Origin of the sequence: Clostridium fallax (genome assembly GCF_900129365.1) — a bacterium.
GTDB lineage: Bacteria > Bacillota > Clostridia > Clostridiales > Clostridiaceae > Clostridium_AH > Clostridium_AH fallax.
This window is the reverse complement of the sequence record NZ_FQVM01000001.1, coordinates 148135-170790: the sequence shown is the minus strand read 5'-3', so window position 1 is coordinate 170790 and position 22656 is coordinate 148135. Positions and strand designations below refer to the sequence as shown.

Genomic DNA, 22656 nt, shown 5'->3' with positions numbered 1-22656 from the left:
TAAAAAGGATATCCTTTTTGGATATCCTCTTAAATTTAAATTAAACTTTTTTTAATTTAAAATTACTTACCATTAAATAAGAGAAAGCAATAATAAATATTATTCCTAATACCATAGTCATAGTACTTACTCTATTAAATGTTAGTAGAGCAAAAATAGCTATTATGCTACCAGCTATAGTTATAGGAACTCCGGTAAATACACCATCAAAACTTGATACATTATATCTTGCAAGTCTAAATGCTCCACATATAGGATAAGCTATAACTAATATGTAGCCTAAAATACCATATGGACCAAAATTATTTAAACTATATAAAGTAAACATTAATATTGATGGAGCAACACCAAAGGATACTAAATCAGCTAAAGAATCTAATTCTTTTCCAAGTTCACTAGAAACTTGAAAGAAACGAGCGATTCTTCCATCATATCTATCAACAAGAGCAGCTAAAATTATAAATATAGATGCCCAAAGATAGTTTTTTTGTATTGTACATAATAGTGAAAATACACCGCAAGATAAATTGGCAAAGGTAAATACATTTGGTAAACAACTTTTCCTCATAAAATCACTCCTAGTAAAATTAAATATAATTCCATTTATAATTATAACATATTAAATAAAAAGTATAAGGGGAATTTGAGAAATATTTACTTAATATTAGCTTAACAATTACTTAATAATTACTTAACAAAAGATTTTAAATAAGTTTACAATGAATTTGTATATTTTTGTTAACTCGACAGTGTTTATCTTAGATGGTATAATTTTATATAAATTAATAGAGATATTTACATAATTTTAACATACATAATAAGTTTTTTAGATTCAACTAGGTTTTAGATTCACGGAGGTAATTTTGTATGAAAAAGGTGAAATTTATATATAATCCATATTCAGGTGAAAATCTTATACTAAATGAAATTGACACAGTAATAAGAGTTCATCAAAAATATGGATATCAAGTTATAGTTTATAGAATAGAAAGAGGAAAAGATTTAGGAGAAGCCTTTGATGACAATATCCATGTAGATTATGTACTTGTTGCAGGTGGAGATGGAACAGTAGATACAGTTGTTAACAAAATGAAAGAAAGAAATTTAGATATACCTATAGGAATTTTACCAGTAGGAACAGCTAATGATTTTTCTAAATTTTTAGGAATACCTAATAATGTAGAGAAGGCATGTATACAAATTTTAGAAAGTGAACCTAAAGGTGTAGATGTAAGTAGTATTAATGATAAATACTTTATTAATGTAGCAAGTACTGGATTATTTACAGATGTTTCTCAAAAAACTGATGATCACTTAAAAAACACTATAGGAAAATTAGCTTATTATTTAAAAGGGATAGAACAGTTACCTAATTTTAGAAGTCTTAAAGTTAAAATAACTTCAAAAGAAGTTAACTTCGATGGATATATGTATTTAATGCTTGTATTTAATGGCCAAACAGCTGGAAATTTTAAACTTGCTACGGAAGCAGATGCAATGGATGGTAAATTAGATGTTATTGTATTTAAAGCAGTTCCTATAAAAGAATTATTACCGTTATTTATAAAGGTTTTAAAAGGAGAACATTTAGAAGAAAAGGATAAAGTTTTATATTTTAAAACTAGTGAAATAAAAATAGAATCTAATGAAGACATAGTAACAGATATTGATGGAGAAAAGGGACCGGATTTTCCAATAGAAATAAAGTGTCATAAAGCTGGCATAAAAGTTTTAGGAATAAAATAAAACATATTTTAATAAATATAAGTAACAATACTTTAAGAGAAGGAGAAATATGCTAAGGATTTTTCTATACTTTCTTATGTTGTTACTTATTTTATTTTTATCCTTAAATTTATTATTGATAACATTAAAAAAAGCTCCTAAAAAAATAAAAATTTTTACTGAAATTATTATATCATTAATAATAATAGAGACTATTTCATTGATAATATTAACTTTAATAAGCAAACAAATAAATGTTATATATTTTAAAAATTTAGTATTTTTAAGATTTATATATATTCCCTTAATGATTTGGAATTGTTTTTATATTTTTTGGAGAAATTTTAAGGTAAACTTTAATTTTAGTTATGTGATAATGGCTGTTATATGGACAATTTATATTATAATACTAAAAATAACAGATACAAAAATTAATTTATCTGAAGTTATAGGTTATTCAATATCATTGAATAACCAATTAATAATGGATTTAATTTATATAGGAATATTAGTATTTTTATTATTAGTTTGTAAAATTAACTTCAATAAAAATTATATAAATAAAATAGGAATGAACTATACTATGGGAACTATAATGATAATAATTTTTGAGATGATTTTAAAAATTTTAAAAGTGGAAATATTTCCATATTCTCTTATAGGAACTGTAGTTGTATTATGGTTATCTATATATTCTTATGATAGTTTTAAAAAAAATAATTAGAAAAGTTTATATTGAAATTAGTTTATAAGTTTTATTAAAATATTAATCCTATTTAACAAAAAACTACAAGATAAAAGTTAAACTTTATCTTGTAGCTGTTATTTTTATAAAAATTGTTTAGTGTAAAATATTTAATTTCTATTTTTATTAGAATGAAAATCTCTTTTTGATTTTTTAAAACTTTTATTACCTTTTAAAGAAGGTTTATCATTATTTTTTTGTGAGCTTTTATGTTTTCTTTGATTTTGTTTACTGTTATGTTTAGGGCCGTTCCAATCAATTAAACAGTTTGGTCCTTTTCCTATTAAATCTTCTCTTCCTGCTTTTATTAATGCTTTCTTTACAGTATTGTAGTTTTTAGGAACTGTAAATTGCATTAAGGCTCTTTGCATGTCTTTTTCCTCTTGAGTTTTTGGTGTATATACCTTCTCTCCTGTTAAAGGATTTATTCCAGTATAATATATAGTGGTAGAAAGACTTCCAGGTGTAGGATAAAAATCTTGAACCTGTTCAGGGGTATAACCCATTTCTTTTATATATAATGCTAGTTCTATAGCTGCATCTAAATCACTTCCAGGGTGAGAACTCATTAAATAAGGTACAAGAAATTGCTTTTTATTTATTTTTTTATTTATTTCAAAATATTTTTTTACAAATCTATCATAAACTTCTCTATTAGGTTTTCCCATTTGAGAAAGAACCTTATCACTTACATGTTCTGGTGCTACCTTTAATTGACCACTTATGTGATACTTACATAAATCTGTGAAGAATTCATTATTTTTATCATGAATTAAATAATCATATCTTATTCCAGAACGAATAAATACTTTTTTTATTCCAGGAAGACTTCTAACTTTTCTTAAAACACTTAAATATTCTTTATGATCTATAATTAAGTTTTTACATGGTTTTGGGAACATACATTGCTTTGTTTTACAAGTTCCATAGGTTTCTTGCTTTTTACAGCTTTTATGTCTAAAGTTTGCTGTAGGACCACCTATATCATGAATGTATCCCTTAAAATCATCAAAGGTTGTTAGAAGTTTAGCTTCATCAACAATAGAGTCACTACTTCTGTTTTGGATCATTCTTCCTTGATGAAAAGTTAATGCACAGAAAGAACAGGACCCAAAACAACCTCTATGGCTAGTAATAGAAAATTTAACTTCATTTATTGCAGGGATTCCTCCTTGAGAATCATAAATTGTATGAGGTCTTCTCATGTATGGAAGATTGTATGTAAAGTCCATCTCTTCTTCAGTTAATGGAAGTTGAGGAGAATTTTGAACTAAATATCTGTCTCCATGCTTTTGTACAATTGTTTTTCCTCTAACGGAATCTTGTTCATAATATTCTAATTTATACGCTTCTCCATAAGATTTTTTATTTTCTGAAACCTCTTCAAAGGATGGAACTTCTATATAATCTTTTAATGATGAAATATCATTTGTCATATAACAAGTTCCTCTAACATCATTTATTTTTTTTATGTCCATTCCATAGGTTACAAGATTAGCTATCTGAGTAACTGTTTTTTCACCCATACCATATATAAGCAAATCAGCTTTTGAGTCTACTAAAATACTTCTTCTAACTTTGTTGTCCCAATAATCATAATGGGCAAATCTTCTAAGTGAAGCTTCAATTCCACCAATTATAATAGGAACATCTTTAAAAGCTTCACGTACTCTATTACAGTATACAATTACTGCTCTATCTGGTCTAAATCCTGATTTACCACCGGGGGAGTATAAATCATCATGTCTTCTTCTTTTGGCAGCAGTATAATGATTTACCATTGAGTCTATATTTCCAGAGTTAACTAAAAATCCATATTTAGGTTTTCCCAGTTTTTTAAAATCTTCTGCATCATGCCAATTAGGTTGTGCTATTATTCCAACTGTAAATCCACAAGCTTCTAAGGTCCTTCCGATTATGGCAGTACCAAAAGATGGATGGTCTACATAAGCATCTCCTGTTACAATAATAAAATCTAGTGTATCTATATTAGCTTTTTTTAAATCTTCTTTGCAAATAGGTAAAAATTTTTTTGCTAGTTTCATATACAAAACTCCTTTTATAAATTACTAAATAATATTAGCATAAGGATTATAAAAAATAAAGTAAGAGGAGATTAGTAAGTTTTACAATAAAATAGATATTTATAAATAAAAAAATAACAAAACACTAATTTAATAACTACTATTGTTGCAAAGTATAAGTGTTATAATATAAAATAGTACAGAATTATATAGGTAAGAGGTGAGGACATGAAGAAGTTATCGGTATTTCTATTTAGTAACATATTAAATAAAAAAATATATGACGAATTTGATGATGTGCTTGGAATATTAAAAGACGTTTATGTTACTACAGAGGATGGATATCCTAGGATAATTGGATATAGGGTAAAAATAGATAATTCTATATTTGATTATGAATTTAGGTATATTGGATTTTATATGAAGGAAAATGGAAAAATAAGAATACAGAGTAAGGGAGGAAAAGAAATTCTTCCGAGAAATTATAGCTATCTTCTATCTCATCATTTGTTAGATAAAAAAATAGTTGATATAAATGGTAAAAAAGTAGTTAGAGTTAATGATTTAAGAATAGCAGAAATTGCTGGTGAATATAGAGTTGTAGCTGTTGAGACAGGTAATCTTGTTAAATTTAGAAGAAAGGGAATAGAAAGACTTGGAAAGATAATTCTTAAACTTTTAGGAAAAGATACTGAAGATAGAGTTCTTATGTGGGATGATGTTGAATCATTAGAAATGGTTAATGATGCTCTTCAAATTCAGGTTCCTTATAAAAAGTTATCAACTCTTCACCCAGCAGATCTTGCAGATATATTAGAAGAACTTGATGATAAGCAAAGAAAAAGAATATTTGAAGTTTTAGATGATGACTTAGTAGCTGATGCATTAGAGGAAATAGAGCCAGAATATAAAGGTGAATTTATAAAAGAATTAAGTGATAGTAAGGCTTTAGAAGTTTTAGAAAACATGCCTAATGATGAAATTGCAGAGTTTTTAGAGGAATTAGATGAGGACGAAAGAGAAAGAATTTTATTTAATCTAGAAAATGAAGACGTTGAAGAAATCAAAGAGCTTTTAAGGTATGGAGATGAGTCTGTTGGAAGTATAATGAATAAGGACTTTATTTCCTTTAATATGGATTTAACAGTAGGAGATACTGTAGCTTTATTAAAGGAAACAGAACCAGAAGAAGAAGTTATGTATTATATTTATATAACAGATGAAGAAGAGAGACTTCAGGGAGTTGTAGATATTAGAGATTTAGTAATGGCTAATAATAATGTAAATATGAAAGAAATTATGAAAAAATCTGATGCGGTATTAAAGGATAACTTAGAAATAGATGAAGCAGTAGAGCTAATTACTAAATATGATTTATTTTCTATACCAGTATTAGATAATGAAGATAAGCTTGTAGGGGTAGTTTTAATGCATGATATAATAGATGAAATACTTCTTCCAGCTTGGAAAAAGAAAAGAGAGAAAAAGGAAAAATAAATGTATAAAATTGTTGGTTGACATTTAACAATTTTAGCATATAATAAAATATATAATTCTTATCAGATTACTCGGAAAAGACTATGAAGTAGTAAAGTAGCGTAGAGGATAGTTACAGAGAGGAAGGAACGGTGAAAGCCTTCTACTTAGAATTTATGTGAAGTGCACTATAGAGTTGGAACCTGAAACTTTAGTATGGTATCCCGGGATTACCCGTTATAGTAATAGAGCATATTTGTGCTTGATTTAAGAGGACTTTTAAGTTAATTAGAGTGGAACCGCGGAGTTATAGCTTCGTCTCTAGAGATAGAGATGAGGCTTTTTTTGTATACAAATTTAAAATAAAAAATTTTACGTAAAATTTAATATAGATTATTTTATAATAATATTTTTGGAGGTTTTAATATGTTAGTTAATAATGTTTTAGATTTAGTGGGAAATACACCTATAGTTAAAGTAAATAATTTAGTAGGAAATAATGATTCAGAAGTTTATTTAAAGCTTGAAAAATTTAATCCAGGTGGGAGTATAAAAGATAGAGCTGCTTTAGGAATGATAGAAAAAGCTGAGAAAATGGGGATAATTAAAAAAGGGGATATTATTGTAGAGCCTACAAGTGGAAATACTGGTATTGGTATAGCTATGATAGGAAGATTAAAGGGATATAAGGTTATAATAACTATGCCAGAAACTATGAGTAAAGAAAGAAGAGATATAATAAAGGCATATGGCGCAGAGCTTATACTAACAGATGGAAGCAAAGGAATGCAAGGCGCTATTGAAAAGGCGAAAGAATTAGTAAAAAACAGGGGATACTTTATGCCGCAGCAATTTAACAATTTAGCAAATGCAGAAAAGCATTATGAAACTACAGCAGAGGAAATATTAAAAGATATACCTGACCTTGATGTTTTTATAGCTGGAGTAGGTACTGGTGGAACTATATCTGGAATAGGTAAAAAGCTTAAAGAAAAGAAAAAGGATATATTAATAATTGCTGTTGAGCCTTTTAATTCACCAGTTCTATCAGGAGGAGAGGCAGGTCCTCATAAAATTCAGGGCATAGGAGCTGGATTTATACCTGATATTTATAATGAAAGCGTAGTAGATAGAATTATTAAAGTAAGGGATGAAGATGCTTTTAAGATATCTAAATCATATAGTGAAAAAGAAGGAATATTAATTGGAATATCTTCTGGTGCTTCACTTTTTGGAGCTTTAACTGTTGCAAAAGAATTAGGCCCTAATAAAAAAATATTAGCAATATCACCAGATGGAGGAGAAAAGTATTTATCTATGGGACTTTATGATTAGTGAATGAAAGGAATTTTTATTACTGTAATCAAGATAAGGAAGGGAGATTTTATGTTTAAAAATTTAAAATATGATGTAAAAAATATTATGAAAAACGATCCGGCAGCCAGAAGTTTTTTAGAAGTTTTTTTCTTATATCCTTCTATTCATGCATTAATTTTCTATAGATTATCTCATTGGTTTTATAGTAAAAGGATGTTTTTTATGGCAAGGCTTATTTCTCAATTAGGAAGATTTTTTACTGGAATAGAGATTCACCCTGGAGCAAAAATAGGAAGAGGACTATTTATGGATCATGGTATGGGAATAGTAATTGGAGAAACAGCAGAGGTTGGAGATAATGTAACTATTTATCATGGAGTGACTTTAGGAGGTACAGGGAAAGATAAGGGAAAAAGACATCCAACAGTAGGCGATAATGTTATAATAGGTTCTGGTGCTAAAGTATTAGGTCCTATAAATATAGGGAATAATTCAAAAATTGGAGCTAATGCAGTTGTTGTAAAAGATGTACCAGCCTATTCAACAGCAGTTGGAATTCCGGCAAAAAATATAGAAAGAAAAGAATCTTCTGTTATAATTGAAATAGAGAATTATATTGGTGAAAAGAAGACAATATATAATAATATGATTATATAAATAAAGGTAGATAAAAATGATTAGAAATAATATAGAAAATTTTTGCAGAGGCTTAGGATTAGATTTAATAGGTTTTGTAAGATGTAGAGAATTTATTGAGCTAAGGGATTTTCTATTAGATAGAAAAAAATTAAATTTAGAAAATCCTTTTGAAGAAGAAATTTTAGAAAAAAGAATAAATCCGTTACAGTATTTAAATGAAGGGAAAACTATAATATCTATAGCTTTCCCTTATCTACATAATTATGAATATAAAGAAAATGGTTTTTCAGTATATACTAGAGGAGAAGATTACCATAAGGTAGTAAATTCTTACTTAGAAAAAATATGTGGTTTTATAGAAACTCTAGGAGGAAAGGCAGAAAGATTTGTAGATAGTAATCCCTTACCAGAAAGATATATAGCTTATTTATCTGGAATAGGATTTATTGGTAAAAACAACATGTTAATAACTAAGCAATATGGTTCTTATGTATTTTTAGGAGAAATAATTACTGATTTAGTTATGGAAAGTTATGATGATGACGGAAAACATTTAGAAGATTTACTAAAATTTAAGGAATGTGGTATTTGTGATTTATGCTATAAAAATTGTCCAACTAAATCAATAAATAAAAACAAAAAAAATAGTAATATATGCTTATCTTTTATAACTCAAAAAAAGGATATAGATGATAAATGGTTTAATATATTAAATGGGAGAATATTTGGATGTGATACTTGTCAAAAAGTTTGTCCTTTTAATAAATATATAAAGTATAGTGGTATAAAAGAATTTTATCCATTAGATTTTATGAATGAAAATCTTACAGATAAACTAATAACCATAACTAAGGGAGATTTTAATAAAAGTATAAAATTAACTTCTTGTGGATGGAGAGGAAAAAATGTTTTAAGTAGAAATTCTATAATAAGAAAATATGCTTTAAGTAAAGAAGAAATAGAAGAAGGTATATATAATATGAAATTCCAATCATCTTATTTAGAGGAGTATAAAAATAGGATTTTAGATTTATCTAAGACAGAGTAAAATTTTATTATTTGGTAAAAAGGGAAGGGTGATAGTTATGATTCCATCATGGGTAGCTTATTTAATTGATAAATTACCTGAAAAGTGGGTAAGAGAAATAAGTTATATGCTTGTAAAAAAAGATTTAAAAAAATATGCAGATATAAAAATTACAGGAATAGAAAGAATAGATAATGTTAAAGGTCCTAAAATATTTGTATCAAATCATCTAAGTAATTCAGATGGTCTTGTTTTAAATAAGGTGCTTAGGAAATACGATCCTTATTTTGTTGCAGGAGTAAAATTATCAAATGATCCAGTAACAAAGTTAGGAACTAAAATAGTAAAGACAATACCAATAAAGCCTAATTCAGCAGATAAAGATGCTATATCAAAGATAATTAAAATCGTTAAAAGTGGTGAAAATCTTGTAATATTTCCAGAGGGAACGAGAAGTAGAAAAAAGGAAATGCTTCAAGGAAAAAAAGGAGTTTTGCTAATTGCAAAGCTTACAAGGGCAACTATAATTCCAATAGGAATTTGGGGAACAGAAGAATTACTTCCTATAAATTTAGAAGGAAATATGGACGCGGAAAAATGGCATAATGCTAAAGTTAACGTAGTCTTTGGAGAACCAATAACTATTGAAAAAAAGGAAAAGTTAGAAGATAAACATAAATATGAAGATAGAACTATGAATTACATAATGTATAGTATAGCCAAATTATTACCAGAACAATATAGAGGATATTATAAATAAGGGAGGTAATTATGAATAAAAAAACAGAAAAAGTATTAGAATTATTAAAAAAACAGTATCCAGATGCTAAATGTGAATTAAATTATGAATCTCCTTTTCAGCTTTTAGTAGCTACTATTTTATCAGCACAAACTACAGATAAGAAAGTAAATGAGGTTACAAAAACATTATTTAAAGAATATCCAACAGTAGATGATTTTTTAAAATTATCTCAAGAGGAATTAGAAAATAAAATAAAAACTATTGGATTATATAGAAATAAATCTAAAAATTTATTATTAATGTGTAGACAACTTAAAGAAAATTTTAATGGAGAAGTTCCAAAGACTATGGAAGGAATAACATCTTTAGCAGGGGCAGGAAGAAAAACAGCTAATGTTGTAATGTCTAATGCTTTTGGTATTCCTGCCATTGCAGTGGATACACATGTTTTTAGAGTAGCAAATAGAATTGGTTTAGCAAAGGGAGATAATGTTTTAGATGTAGAAAAGCAACTGCAAAAAGTTATACCAAAAAATCAGTGGTCTTTAGCACATCACCTTATAATTTTTCATGGAAGAAGATGCTGCATAGCAAGAAACCCCAAATGTGGTCAGTGTATTATAAGAGATTATTGTGATTATTTTAAAGAAAATAAGAATAAAATATAAAATATTTTTTATAAAAAAGATACATGATTAAAAGATTATATTTTAATCATGTATCTTTTTATGTTAATATGAGTTCTATAATTTTAAATATGATAACTAGAAAAAATTTGTGATATATAAAAGTTATTAAATTTATGACCTGAAAATTTACAATGTATAAAATTTGCTAAGTTATTAGCTGAATAATTAAAAATAAGTTGTAAAATGTATTGCTTATTTATACAAAAATAGTTAAATTATTACTTATAAATTGAAATTTTCATATTGTACAATTATATAAATATAATTAAAATGTAATATGGATATTTTTTTGTTAAGAAAATATAATTTTATACCATAAAATAAGAAATTTTGATATAATTATAAAGATTTTACTATTTATTATCTATGGGAAAGTACACTAATAAAATAAAAAAGTCTGAAAGGGGGCGACTGCCAGATTATATAGGCAGACTTTATGAAATTGAATAAAAAACATATAAAAACATTTCTATTTTTCATACTTTTTGAAATATTATTTTTGGGAATAACAACACCCATATTATTTTTATATGGACCTTATGAAAATGTAAGAAAAATGGCAATATCAACGGTATTAGAAACAAGGCATAAATATTTAGTTGATAAATATATACCACAAAGTGTGGTAGATAAAGCTTTAGGCGTAAAAAAGGAAACAGATACTACAGAGGTTACAGGAAGTGGCCCTAATGTACAAATTAAATATAAAAATGATAATGAAATTACTAGATATAATATACAAACAGATACTTTTGATGGATATTTATTAGAAATAAAGGATCCAACAAAAATAAAAGTAGCAATGACAAAATATTTAGGAAAAAATGGACAAAAAACTAGTGAAATGGCAGAAGAAAGAGATGCAGTTGCAGCTATTAATGGAGGAGCTTTTGTAGACAAGTCTTCAGATGGAACAATGTATGCTGGAACTGGTGCTTTGCCAGGAGGATTTGTAATATCTGATGGAAAGGTAGTTTATCCTAAGGATAATATAGATAAAAAAGAAAAGGAAAATGTAGTAGCATTTACTAAAGAAGGAAAACTTATAGTTGGTGATAGAAGTATAAGTGAATTAGAAAAACTAAATGTTAAAGAAGCGATGTGTTTTAGACCTCCAACTTTAATTATGAATGGAAAAGGCTTAATTAAAGATAGGTACGAAGGTGGATTAAATCCTCGTACAGCAATAGGACAAAAAGAGGATGGAACAGTTTTATTTTTAGTTATTGATGGTAGAAAGAGTATAACTAAAATGGGAGCAACTCTTTATGATGTTCAAGAGGTTCTTTTAGATTATGGAGCTGTTAATGCAGGTAATTTAGATGGAGGATACTCATCAACTATGTATTATAATGGAGAGGTTATAAATTCTCCTAATTCATGGAACGGTGAAAGAGCTGTTGCCACAGCCTTTTATGTAGAAAGGTAGGAAACAACATATGAAGATAGATAAGAAAGCTTTAAAAAACCTAGTTATTTGGGTGGTTGTTGCTTTGGTTATACAGAATGGTATTTTTGTATTTTTTGAAAAGAAATATCAGAAAAATGAACTTAAAGTTACTGCTGTTAAGATAGAAGATAAAGAAAAGAATAGGCCAACTCCTAAAATAAAAGTAAGTAATGATGCAGAGGATTTAAAGTTCTCCTATAATGGTAAATTTATGACTTATATGGAAAGTGGAGACTTGAAATTATGTAATGTAGAAAATGGAGATACTAAGGATATAAAATCAGAGGAAAATGCAAAAGTTGTATTTTATAAGTGGGTTGGAAATGAGACATCTTTTATATTAGTAGAAAAGAAAAAAGATCAATTTATTTTCTATTCTTATGATGCTAAAAAAGACGAAAAAAGAGAATTATTAGATTTTAATATGAATAAGTTCCAAATTGATGCTAAAAGTAGTGAAGATAAAATAGAAGATATAGTTTGCTCTGATACTAATATAATGTATATTAAAGTATGTAGGGGAAATAACTTAAGTGATATTTATATGTCTAATGTTATGAATCAACTATCTTTAGTTAAGTCTAACTTATCATGTAAAGGAAATATTGCAGTACCTCCAAATGGAACTTCTCTAGTTTATAAAAGTAGAGATAATATAAAAATTCTAAACAATGATGATGACAAGATTATAAAGGTACAAAACCCTAAAAATATAAATATAATAGGAATTGATAAAGAGGATAATCTTTATTTAGCAGAAAGAAATGGCGATAATGTAGTTAAAATATTATATGGATCATTAAAACAAAATTCTATTACTTTTAGTACTTTAGATATGCCAAAACCATGTGATATTAAAGAAATAGTTTTTAATATTAATGGAAATATATTTTTAAATGATAAATCACAAAATAAACTTATTAACTTAAAAACTAAAGAAGAGATACCATATAAGGGAGTTTTAGTCGGAGAGTATAATAAGGGAATGATAACTTTAGATAATGGAGAACTTAAAATTATAGAATTTAAAGATGCACAAGCTTAAGCTTGTGCATCCTTTTTATTATTATAGATAAATACAATTATTGAAGCGGAAAGAATTAAAACATATCCTATAATACTTAAGTAATCTGGAATGTCTCCCCAAATAACAAAGGCAATTAATGCTGTAAATAGTATTTGGGTATAGTCATATATGGAAATTTCTCTTGCAGGTGCATATTTATATGCAGCAGTAAGTGCAAATTGAGCTACTGAGGCAAAGACACCAGCGCCTAGAAGACAAATAAATTGATTAAGTGTAAATAGCTTAAATTGTAATATTACAAAAGGTAATGTAGTAACTATAGAGAAAAAGGAGAAAAAGAATACAATAGTTTGCCCTTTCTCTTTACCACCTAAATATCTTACAAAAGTATATGCACCACCAGCACAGGTAGCGGATAAAACCCCAATTAGGGCAGGAAGTAGATTTGAGTTAAAAGATGGTTTTATTATAAATACACTACCTAAAAATGCTACAACTAAAGCAATTCCTTGTATTAGTTTTAAATCTTCCTTTAAAAATATAAATGAAAATATAATAACAAAGAAAGGACTTAATTTATTAAGCATAGATGCATCGGATAAAATTAAGTGATCTATTGCATAGTAGTTAGCAATAATTCCAAGAGTTCCAAACAAGGATCTTAAAAGCAGAGGAACTCTATTTTCTTTTTTACCAAAAAGAGGAGCACCACTTTTCTTTATAAGATAAAATGCTACAACACAACTTACAGAATTTCTAAAGAAACTTTTTTCTATAGAAGGTAGGTTACCTGATAGTTTTACAAAAGTACTCATAATTGCAAAGCCGAAGGCTGAAATTATTATAAAAATTATCGCTTTGGTTTTGTTGTTCATGAAAACCTCCTTATATTTTATTAAATTAAATTGTTTATACTCTACAATTGTAGACATTAAATAAAAAAAGGTCAATAAAGATAAAAAATATATATGTTAAATAGTGTAAAAAAACCAAAAATGAGGTAAAATATAATAGTGAGTATTTTACACTAATTATAGAAAAAGGAGAATTAATGTGGGAAAAGTTGTGAGACAATATAAAGAATTTATAATTTGTGGAGCAATTTTATTGTTTTTAACCTTATTTTTATTAGAAATTCAAAGAATGTATTTTATTAATGGACAAAGACAACTTAATATTTTTGCTGTCGATTTAATACTTGGTTTAATTTTAACCTTAGGAACATTTTTATATGCAAAAATTAAAAATAATTTATATTTATGGACAATTGCCTTTGGATATTTTTACTTAACAATTTTACATTTATTTAATGCTATTTTAGGTTTGAAAAATTATTATATAATCGAAGATGTTTATATGAATTTTTTAACAAGTATAAGTATAATACCAGACGTTATTATATCTATAGTTATAATAGTAAGTTGCCTAAAAAAGTTTAATAATAAAATATTAAAGAAGAAATATATAAAAAAAATTTGTTTGTTAATAATTATTTTAGCATTTATAAATAGTTTTATAAATTTATATTTATATAATATTTTAAATGGTAGTTTCAATACAAAATTAATATATATATTAAATGTAATAAATATTTTAGTTGATTTCATAATAACAATTTTTGTTTGGAATAAATATTGTGAAAATAAAGATATCTTTACATTATCAATTATGATTAACTATTTAATGTATTTTATATGTAAATTGTTTTTTTTGTTCTACTTAAAAAGTGATATTCAGTTTCATACATTAAAAATATTTAATTTAATATACTGCATGTTACCACTTATAGGTATTTGTCTTGAATTTACAAAGGCTATGGAATTTGCTAATAAAAGAAGTGAAGAAGCAAATAAATTAAAAAGTAAGCTTTTAAAATTCTTTACTTTAGCTAATGAAAATCCAAATAGTATATTAATTTTAGATAATAATTTAAAAATTGAATTTATAAATAAATCAATTAAAAGTTTTCTCTTAAATAATTTTAATATTGATATAGAAGCAGGAAATTTTTTAACGGATTATAATTATGATTTTAATAATATATTAGATAAGATTTATAGTTCAGTAAATAATTTTAATGATAATAATATTTTAGAAGAAAATCTTTCTTTTAAAAATATTTATAAAGAAGATGTTTTTATAAAAATGTACATTATAAAAACCGAAGAAGAGGTAAATAACAATTATAATTTTAATATTTTAATTATAGATGAGACTAAAAATATTAGAGCAACAAAAAGTGCAGAAAAAAGTGAAAGAAAATTTAGACAAGTTATAGAAAATGTTTGTGAGTTTATATGTCAAATAGATGTTAATGGAGAAATAACCTACTGCTCTAAATCTTATGTAGATGCTTTAGGTGGAAAATATACAGAATATAAAGGAAAGCCGTGGACTCATAATATTTGCAGTGAAGATGTTGAAAAAGTAAAAAATGATATAAAAGAAGCGTTTTCTAATAAAGATGTTGTTTCTAATGAATGTTTAATGAAAATAGAAAATAATCTAGAGATAATAGTTGAGTATTATATTAATCCTTTAGTGGAGAATGAAACCATTATAGGAGCTATAATTAGCTCTAAAGATATTACATTTAAAAAACAAATAGAAATAGATCTAATAAAAAGTGAAAAGAAATATAGTGACATTTTTAACATATGTCCAGATAGTATTTATTTAATAGATGTTAATGATAAGTCAATATTAGATTTAAATCCTGCTGCTTGCGAATTTATAAGTGAAAATAGAGAATCTTTAATAGGAAAGTCTTACTATAATTTAATCGATGGAAATATAGCTCAATCATTAAATATTGTTTTAGAATATTTAAGTAAGGGATATATTGTTAAAGATCATCCTATAAGTTTTATTTATAATGGTGAGAAAAAATATTTAGAAATTGATTATTCTCCTATAATAGAAGGAGGAACTTTGAAAAGAGTTCTTTGTCTTTCTAGGGATATAACAGAAAAAGTAAATTTAATTAAGCTAAAAAAAGAACATGAAAAAAATAGAAGAAAATTAAATGAGGCATTAGAATATGATAAGATAAAGACAGAATTTTTTGCGAATATATCCCATGAACTTAGGACTCCTATAAATGTTATATTTTCAGCATTACAGTTTTTAGATTTATATAAAAATAATTTAGAAAATATGCCTTATGAAAAGTATAGTAGAGTTATGAGGCAAAATTGTTATAGACTATTAAGACTTATAAGTAATTTAATAGATATAACTAAAATAGATGCAGGTTTTTTCAAACTTTCTATGGGAAAATATAATATAGTAAAAGTAATTGAAGAGATAACTCAATCAGTAGTAACCTATGCTGAAAATAAAAATATAACTGTGATTTTTGATACAGAAGATGAGGAGATATTTACTCATTGTGATCCAGATAAAATAGAAAGGATAATATTAAATTTATTATCTAATTCTATAAAATTTACTAATCCTAAAGGAAAAATATTAGTAAATATAAAAAGAGAAGAAGACAAAGTTTTAGTTGTAGTAGAGGATAATGGAAAAGGTATTCCAGAAGAAAAATTAGACTCAATTTTTGAAAGATTTAGACAAGTAGACAAGTCTTTTACAAGAGAAAATGAAGGCAGTGGAATAGGATTATCATTAGTAAAATCATTAACAGAACTTCATGGAGGTTCTATATCTATAAAAAGTTCATTAGGAAGAGGTAGTAAGTTTACTTTAGGTCTTCCCTTAAATAATGATTGTGAAATAGATAAAAATAACTTTCAAGATAGAAGTCAAGCTAATATTGAGAAGATTAATATTGAATTTTCAGATATTTATGATGTTATGAATTAAAGATGTATTTATAAAGCAAAGGATATGATTAGTTATGTGTAATAAAACTTTGGAAGAAAGTAATGAACAATTATGGAAAACATTATTAATTTATTTTTTTATAGGAATAAGTGCAATATTTTTAAGCTCTTATTTAAAAAAGTGCTATTTAAATGACGGTAGTATGAGCTTTAGAGTACTTGAAGAAGGTGTTGAATGGTTTTTTGTGGTATTGGCGGCCATAGCGGTTTTTTATTTTTATTTAGGAGTTAAGGATTATATATTATTTATAATATCTATGCTTTCAGCAATGTTTGTAGGGTGGAAGACTTTTGAATGTGTATACTTAATGGAGAGAATAACTAATAATCAATTTATAGTGTACAGATTTTTGAATCATAACATTAATTTAACGAAAACAATAACAGTATTTATTATGATTTTTATAACATATAAAAGTAAAAGTAAATATTATAATTTATCAAGAAAAAAGTTGATTTTTTATTCATTAATGTATTTTTTCTTTGGGGTTTTTATAGGGATAATAGATGCTTTATTTATAAATCATAAGATTGATCACAATTCATATATGTTTTTTATTAATCTTATAGTATTAATATTACAACTTATAGTATTAATACTTATATTAAAAAAGTATTTTGGAAAATATAAATCATTTTTTAAATATATATTAGGTACTTGCTTCTTTTGTGTATATAAACAGGTTTTTATTATAATAGATGTATTAACTAGGCAAGAATATTTTGCAGCCATTAGTCTTCTTACTATATTAATGTTTATAATGCCTGTTATAGGGATATTTAGTGAATTTTTAGCTAAATTAAGACTTGCAAATGATAAAGTTAATGAAGTTAAAAAATTACAGAAGAAATTAAGAGAGATTACAGACAATATGGAAGATACAGTTTTATCTATAGATAAAGAACTTAAAATAAACTATGTTACAACATCTTATTGCAATATTTTTGGAGGAACTAAGGAAGAGCATATAGGGCAATCTCCCTTCGATGTTATACATCTAGAATATAGAGAAAAAATAAAAGAAAAAGTACAGAAAGCTTTAGAAAATGGGACTAATTTTTCTACAGAATATAAGGCTATAAATAAAAATGGATGTAGTATTTGGGTTGAATCTTTAGTGAGTATTATATTTGAAGATGATAAGGTAGTTGGGGCGGTAATAAATAGAAGAGATGTAACAAAAAGAATAAAAGCAGAAGAAGAACTAAAAGTTAGTGAAAAAAAATATAGAAACTTTTTTAATATGTGTTCTGATTTTACTTATATTATAAGATTAAAGCCAAGGAAGTTAATAGATGCAAATCCAGCTATGATTGATGCCTTTAAAATGAATATAGATCAATTAAAAAAATATACAATATATAATTTTTTAGATGAAGAAGGAAAGAAACTTCATAAAGATATTACTAAAAAATTACTTAGAGGAGAAAAGGTAACTGCAAAGTTTCAAATTACAAATTATTTAGGGGAGCATATTGATTTAGAAGCACATTATGTTCCTATTTATGATGAAGATAAGAAGTTAAATATGGCATTATGTTTAGCAAAAAATCTAAATATAAATAAGCAAATAAAAGAATTAAGTTTAAAAAATGAAAAAAAGGAACAAGAGCTATTAGATGCAAAAGCCTATGATAAATTAAAAACAGAATTTTTTGCAAACATATCTCATGAACTTAAAACACCGGTAAATGTTGTATTTTCTGCTATACAACTTATGGAGCTAAAAAATGATTTTAAGGATGAAAAAAGTTCATATTATTTAAATGTTATAAAAAGTAATTGTTATAGATTAGTGAGACTTATAAATAATATTATAGATTTAACAAAAATAGAAGCAGGATTTTTAAATAAAAGTTATAGCTATGAAAATGTAGTATCTATAATAGAAAACCTTACATTATCTGTAGTTCCTTATGCAGAAAATAAGGGATTAATTCTTACCTTTGATACTAATGAAGAAGAATACTACATGTATGTAGATAGAAATAGTATGGAGAGAATAATTCTTAATTTATTATCTAATTCAATAAAATTTACTCCTAGAGGGGGAGAAATTTTAGTGGATTTAATAGTCAATAATAAAGGAATATATATAAAAATAAAAGATACAGGTATAGGTATTTCAAAAGAAAACCAAAAAATTATATTTGAAAGATTTAGGCAGGTTGATAAATCTTTTACAAGAAATCATGAAGGTAGTGGAATAGGACTATCTTTAGTAAAATCTTTAATTGAATTTTATGGAGGAAGCATAAGAGTTCAAAGTGAGCTTAATAAAGGAAGTGAATTTACAATCTATATGCCTAATATTAAGCCAGAAAAAATAGATAAAATAGATGAAACTGAGACTAAAAAAACAAGTGAAGAAAAAATATTTATTGAATTATCAGATATATATTAAAAATATTTATTAATATGTTAATAAATTAAAGTGAACTTTAAAACTTTTATTTAAAGTGATATACTTAGAAAGTCAAATGTTTTTAAAGCATAATTTTATTAAAAAATAAGAATATTATAAGTTCTAAAATTAAATATTACGTATAACTTGGAGGTATAAACATGAAGGTTGGAGTAATAATGGGCGGAATATCTTCAGAAAGAGAAGTATCTATAAAAAGTGGTCAGTCTATAGTAGAACTATTAGATAAGGAAAAATATGAAGTTATTCCTATAGTAATTGATAAAAAAGAAGATATTATTGAAAAAGCAAAAGGTATAGATTTTGCATTATTAGCATTACATGGTAAGTTTGGAGAAGATGGAACAGTTCAAGCAGTATTACAAACAATGGACATTCCTTATTCTGGTTGTGGTATTTTAAGTAGTGCAATATGCATGGATAAGGATATGACAAAAAAGGTATTAAAAAGTTGTGATATAAGAACAGCTAAATGGTATAATGTAACATCAGTTGATGAAATAGACTATGAAAAAATAGATGAAATAGGATATCCAGTAGTAATTAAGCCTAATAGTGGTGGATCAAGTGTTGCTACTTTTATTATTAAAAACAAAGAAGAAGTAAAAAATGCTGTAGCAGAGGGATTAAAATGGGATAATGAAGTTATGATCGAAGAATATGTAAAAGGTGATGAAATAACTTGCCCTATTTTAGATGGAAAAATGCTACCAGTTTTAGCTATAAAACCAAAGTCAGACTTTTTTGATTATACTTCAAAGTATGCTGATGGAGGAGCAGATGAGTTTATAGTAGAATTAGAAGAAAACCTTCATAAAGAAGTTGAAGATTTAGCTATAAGAACTTATAAGGCTTTAAAGTGTAGTGTATATGGTAGAGTAGATATGATAGTAAGCAATGGAGTTCCTTATGTATTAGAAGTTAATACTTTATCAGGAATGACAAAAAATAGCTTATTCCCAAGAAGTGCAATTGGTGTAGGAATAAGCTTTACAAAACTTTTAGATTTAATTATAGAAAATTCACTTAAGGTAAGAGGATAATAAAAGACTCTATAAAGGATTTATACTAAAAATAAATCTTTATAGAGTCTTTTTATTTTTAATATTAAGAATATATTAAGAATATATTGAAGTTTTTCTTAATGACAATATATTAAAATTATGGTAATAGTTTAAGTAGAGAGGTTTTAAAACTTATATTTAATTATTTTAGAAATGAGGGAAGGTTTTGGAAAAGGAAAATATACTTATAGTAGATGATGAGAAAGAAATAAGAGATTTAATAGAAATTTACTTGAAAAATGAAGGATATAAAACTTTAAAAGCTTGTGATGGAGTAGAAGCTTTAAAATTACTAGAAGATAATAATGTAGATTTAATAATACTAGATATTATGATGCCAAATTTAAATGGTATTGATGCTTGTATGAAAATAAGGGAAGAAAAAAATACTCCAATTATTATGCTTTCAGCAAAAAGTGAGGATATGGATAAAATTTTAGGACTTACAACAGGAGCAGATGATTATTTAACTAAACCATTTAATCCATTAGAACTTATTGCTAGAGTTAAATCTCAACTTAGAAGATATTTAAAATTAAATAACAACTGTAAAAATATTAAAAATATAAGTAATAATGTAATGGAAATAGAAGAGTTGAAAATTGATATTGATAATCATCAAGTATTTTTAAATGATAATGAAATCAAATTAACTCCTATAGAGTTTGATATATTAGTATTATTAGCAAAAAATAAAGGAAAGGTATTTTCTATAGAAAATATTTATGAAAGTGTATGGGGAGAATCTTTTATTCATTCAGATAATACTGTAATGGTTCATATAAGAAAAATTAGAGAAAAGATAGAGGATAATCCAAGAAAGCCTAAATATATAAAAACAGTGTGGGGAGTTGGTTATAAAATTGAAAAATAATTTTTTAATAAGGGCTTTAAAAAAAATAGGTAATATGAAACTATTTAGGCCTATAAAATCATTATGGAAATTATTTTTAAGTAAAATGGAGAAAAGTATAAGGTTTGAACTTGTGGTGGTTTTTGGAATATGTTTTGTTATAGCGTTAATGGCTTATGGAATATCAAATAGTTCTTTAACAAAGACTCATTCCTACTCAAAAATAAAATATGATTATTATGGAGCAAATGAGAGAAAGACAGAGTTGTTAAATAGACTTAAAAATAAAGAAGGAAAAATAAATATAAATAATATAAATAACTTTAATGATATAGTTAAAAGTATATATAATAAAGATACTAAAGCTAAAGTATTTATTACAGATTTAGATGGTAATGTTATTTATAAAACAGATAATTTTATTCAAGGAAAAGTAGATTTACAAGCAATGATAGAAAACTCTATCGAAATAATAGAAGATATGAATAATAATAGAATGAATGAAGAGGAAGGAAGGGAAATAATATACTTTTTCCCTGTGAACTTAAGCGATAAATTAAGTTATTTATTTATATTAGATACACCAAAATCAATGATAGTAAATCAACAATTTACTACTCACAATTCATTTTTAGCAATTCTTTTTTCAATATTTATATTTATAGTAAGTTTTTTATATATAACAAATCAAAAAATGAAATATTTAGAGACTATATCTAATGGATTAAGAAGAATAGCATCAGGAGATTTATCTTTTAGAATAGCAGAAAAGGGAAAGGATGAACTTAAAAACTTGGCTGGAAATATTAATTTTATGGCATGGGAGATAAATAATAAAATCGAAGCAGAAAGAAAATCAGAAAGAACAAAAAATGAGCTTATAACTAATGTATCACATGATTTAAGAACCCCATTAACTTCAATTATGGGTTATATAGGCCTGGTTAAAGAAGGAAAATATGAAAGTGAAGAGCAGATGAAAGAATATTTAAATATAGCCTTTAATAAGTCAGAAAAACTTAAAAGTTTAATAGATGATTTATTTGAGTATACTAAACTTTCTAATGGAAATATAATTTTAAAAAAATCTTATATAGATATAGGAGAATTTTTATATCAATTAATAGAAGAACTTATGCCAGTTTTTGATGAAAATAGTTTAAGTATAGCTACAGATATTCCTACAGATAAAATAGAAATAAATTTAGACTCTTCAAAAATGTTAAGAGTTTTTGAAAATTTGTTAGGAAATGCAATAAAGTATGCATATAGACCAAGTGAAATAAAGATTTCTTTAGTTAATGAAGAAGACTTCATAACAATTATAGTGGAAAACCAAGGAGATAATATTCCTAATGAAAAAATGTCTAAGCTTTTTGATAGATTTTATAGGATGGATGAATCAAGAAGTTCTCAAAAATCACAGGGCACAGGCTTAGGATTAGCAATATGTAAAAATATTGTAGAACTTCATGGTGGTACTATATGGGGTGAATGTCATGAAAATACAATTTCATTTTTTGTAAAATTAAAAAAGAAATAAAATAAGGAACAAATTACAAAGAATATAATATTCTATTAATAGATTACTATATTATGGAGGA

Annotated in this window: 18 protein-coding genes and 1 other annotated feature; of the genes, 15 read left to right on the top strand and 3 right to left on the bottom strand. The window is 25.6% G+C overall.

Features of this window, described 5'->3' with window-relative positions; all coding sequences use genetic code 11:
* Nucleotides 1-40 precede the first annotated feature (40 nt).
* On the bottom strand, nucleotides 41-568 hold the full coding sequence (gene pssA, locus BUA70_RS00730; RefSeq protein ID WP_072892311.1) for a CDP-diacylglycerol--serine O-phosphatidyltransferase: 528 nt from the start codon (nucleotides 566-568) through the stop codon (nucleotides 41-43).
* Between the two features lie 299 nt (nucleotides 569-867).
* On the opposite strand from pssA, the gene BUA70_RS00725 reads away from it, so the two are divergent.
* A complete protein-coding gene (locus tag BUA70_RS00725) occupies nucleotides 868-1746 on the top strand; it encodes a YegS/Rv2252/BmrU family lipid kinase (RefSeq protein ID WP_072892310.1) in 879 nt (292 codons plus the stop codon).
* Between the two features lie 355 nt (nucleotides 1747-2101).
* Nucleotides 2102-2449 (top strand): hypothetical protein, encoded by a 348-nt coding sequence (locus BUA70_RS12940; RefSeq protein ID WP_143762329.1) that lies wholly within the window; start codon nucleotides 2102-2104, stop codon nucleotides 2447-2449.
* Nucleotides 2450-2580: 131 nt separating this feature from the next.
* Here the strand turns inward: BUA70_RS12940 and BUA70_RS00715 are convergent, their stop codons facing one another.
* Nucleotides 2581-4515 (bottom strand): YgiQ family radical SAM protein, encoded by a 1935-nt coding sequence (locus BUA70_RS00715; RefSeq protein WP_072892308.1) that lies wholly within the window; start codon nucleotides 4513-4515, stop codon nucleotides 2581-2583.
* Nucleotides 4516-4722: 207 nt separating this feature from the next.
* On the opposite strand from BUA70_RS00715, the gene BUA70_RS00710 reads away from it, so the two are divergent.
* The 8 genes from BUA70_RS00710 (at nucleotide 4723) to BUA70_RS00675 (ending at nucleotide 12879) form a co-directional block, all read left to right on the top strand.
* Nucleotides 4723-5991 carry a magnesium transporter MgtE N-terminal domain-containing protein gene (locus BUA70_RS00710; protein WP_072892307.1) on the top strand — a complete coding sequence of 423 codons (1269 nt, stop codon included), beginning with the start codon at nucleotides 4723-4725 and terminating at the stop codon, nucleotides 5989-5991.
* Between the two features lie 74 nt (nucleotides 5992-6065).
* Nucleotides 6066-6296, top strand: a binding site (T-box leader).
* A gap of 100 nt (nucleotides 6297-6396) precedes the next feature.
* A complete protein-coding gene (cysK, locus tag BUA70_RS00705; RefSeq protein ID WP_072892306.1) occupies nucleotides 6397-7305 on the top strand; it encodes a cysteine synthase A in 909 nt (302 codons plus the stop codon).
* Between the two features lie 51 nt (nucleotides 7306-7356).
* Nucleotides 7357-7944: a serine O-acetyltransferase EpsC gene (gene epsC, locus BUA70_RS00700; protein ID WP_072892421.1), complete on the top strand. Its 588-nt coding sequence runs from the start codon at nucleotides 7357-7359 to the stop codon at nucleotides 7942-7944.
* Nucleotides 7945-7960: 16 nt separating this feature from the next.
* Nucleotides 7961-8974 carry a tRNA epoxyqueuosine(34) reductase QueG gene (gene queG / locus BUA70_RS00695; RefSeq protein WP_072892305.1) on the top strand — a complete coding sequence of 338 codons (1014 nt, stop codon included), beginning with the start codon at nucleotides 7961-7963 and terminating at the stop codon, nucleotides 8972-8974.
* A 37-nt stretch (nucleotides 8975-9011) separates the two neighbouring features.
* Nucleotides 9012-9713, top strand: coding sequence for a lysophospholipid acyltransferase family protein (locus BUA70_RS00690; protein ID WP_072892304.1), 702 nt, complete (start codon nucleotides 9012-9014; stop codon nucleotides 9711-9713).
* Nucleotides 9714-9724: 11 nt separating this feature from the next.
* Nucleotides 9725-10363, top strand: coding sequence for an endonuclease III (nth, locus tag BUA70_RS00685; protein WP_072892303.1), 639 nt, complete (start codon nucleotides 9725-9727; stop codon nucleotides 10361-10363).
* A gap of 457 nt (nucleotides 10364-10820) precedes the next feature.
* A complete protein-coding gene (locus BUA70_RS00680) occupies nucleotides 10821-11813 on the top strand; it encodes a phosphodiester glycosidase family protein (RefSeq protein ID WP_072892302.1) in 993 nt (330 codons plus the stop codon).
* 10 nt (nucleotides 11814-11823) lie between these two features.
* The gene (locus BUA70_RS00675; protein ID WP_072892301.1) at nucleotides 11824-12879 is read left to right on the top strand and encodes a hypothetical protein; all 1056 of its coding nucleotides are present in this window, start codon (nucleotides 11824-11826) and stop codon (nucleotides 12877-12879) included.
* Here the strand turns inward: BUA70_RS00675 and BUA70_RS00670 are convergent.
* Nucleotides 12876-13736: a DMT family transporter gene (locus BUA70_RS00670; RefSeq protein WP_072892300.1), complete on the bottom strand. Its 861-nt coding sequence runs from the start codon at nucleotides 13734-13736 to the stop codon at nucleotides 12876-12878. The genes BUA70_RS00675 and BUA70_RS00670 overlap by 4 nt on opposite strands.
* A gap of 178 nt (nucleotides 13737-13914) precedes the next feature.
* Here BUA70_RS00670 and BUA70_RS00665 point away from each other — a divergent pair, with 178 nt between their 5' ends.
* The 5 genes from BUA70_RS00665 (at nucleotide 13915) to BUA70_RS00645 (ending at nucleotide 22595) form a co-directional block, all read left to right on the top strand.
* Entirely contained in the window at nucleotides 13915-16689 is a 2775-nt protein-coding gene (locus BUA70_RS00665) for a PAS domain-containing sensor histidine kinase (protein ID WP_072892299.1), read from the top strand.
* A gap of 34 nt (nucleotides 16690-16723) precedes the next feature.
* A complete protein-coding gene (locus BUA70_RS00660) occupies nucleotides 16724-19114 on the top strand; it encodes a sensor histidine kinase (protein ID WP_072892298.1) in 2391 nt (796 codons plus the stop codon).
* A gap of 161 nt (nucleotides 19115-19275) precedes the next feature.
* Nucleotides 19276-20178: a D-alanine--D-alanine ligase gene (locus BUA70_RS00655; RefSeq protein ID WP_072892297.1), complete on the top strand. Its 903-nt coding sequence runs from the start codon at nucleotides 19276-19278 to the stop codon at nucleotides 20176-20178.
* Between the two features lie 187 nt (nucleotides 20179-20365).
* The gene (locus BUA70_RS00650) at nucleotides 20366-21073 is read left to right on the top strand and encodes a response regulator transcription factor (RefSeq protein ID WP_072892296.1); all 708 of its coding nucleotides are present in this window, start codon (nucleotides 20366-20368) and stop codon (nucleotides 21071-21073) included.
* Nucleotides 21063-22595: a sensor histidine kinase gene (locus tag BUA70_RS00645; RefSeq protein ID WP_083573413.1), complete on the top strand. Its 1533-nt coding sequence runs from the start codon at nucleotides 21063-21065 to the stop codon at nucleotides 22593-22595. The genes BUA70_RS00650 and BUA70_RS00645 overlap by 11 nt, the downstream gene beginning before the upstream one ends.
* Nucleotides 22596-22656 lie beyond the last annotated feature (61 nt).

Bases quoted from the DNA above. Each gene is read 5' to 3' on its own strand.
- pssA (WP_072892311.1), bottom strand. From the start codon at position 568: ATGAGGAAAAGTTGTTTACCAAATGTATTTACCTTTGCCAATTTATCT.
- BUA70_RS00725 (WP_072892310.1), top strand. From the start codon at position 868: ATGAAAAAGGTGAAATTTATATATAATCCATATTCAGGTGAAAATCTT.
- BUA70_RS12940 (WP_143762329.1), top strand. From the start codon at position 2,102: ATGGCTGTTATATGGACAATTTATATTATAATACTAAAAATAACAGAT.
- BUA70_RS00715 (WP_072892308.1), bottom strand. From the start codon at position 4,515: ATGAAACTAGCAAAAAAATTTTTACCTATTTGCAAAGAAGATTTAAAA.
- BUA70_RS00710 (WP_072892307.1), top strand. From the start codon at position 4,723: ATGAAGAAGTTATCGGTATTTCTATTTAGTAACATATTAAATAAAAAA.
- cysK (WP_072892306.1), top strand. From the start codon at position 6,397: ATGTTAGTTAATAATGTTTTAGATTTAGTGGGAAATACACCTATAGTT.
- epsC (WP_072892421.1), top strand. From the start codon at position 7,357: ATGTTTAAAAATTTAAAATATGATGTAAAAAATATTATGAAAAACGAT.
- queG (WP_072892305.1), top strand. From the start codon at position 7,961: ATGATTAGAAATAATATAGAAAATTTTTGCAGAGGCTTAGGATTAGAT.
- BUA70_RS00690 (WP_072892304.1), top strand. From the start codon at position 9,012: ATGATTCCATCATGGGTAGCTTATTTAATTGATAAATTACCTGAAAAG.
- nth (WP_072892303.1), top strand. From the start codon at position 9,725: ATGAATAAAAAAACAGAAAAAGTATTAGAATTATTAAAAAAACAGTAT.
- BUA70_RS00680 (WP_072892302.1), top strand. From the start codon at position 10,821: ATGAAATTGAATAAAAAACATATAAAAACATTTCTATTTTTCATACTT.
- BUA70_RS00675 (WP_072892301.1), top strand. From the start codon at position 11,824: ATGAAGATAGATAAGAAAGCTTTAAAAAACCTAGTTATTTGGGTGGTT.
- BUA70_RS00670 (WP_072892300.1), bottom strand. From the start codon at position 13,736: ATGAACAACAAAACCAAAGCGATAATTTTTATAATAATTTCAGCCTTC.
- BUA70_RS00660 (WP_072892298.1), top strand. From the start codon at position 16,724: ATGTGTAATAAAACTTTGGAAGAAAGTAATGAACAATTATGGAAAACA.
- BUA70_RS00655 (WP_072892297.1), top strand. From the start codon at position 19,276: ATGAAGGTTGGAGTAATAATGGGCGGAATATCTTCAGAAAGAGAAGTA.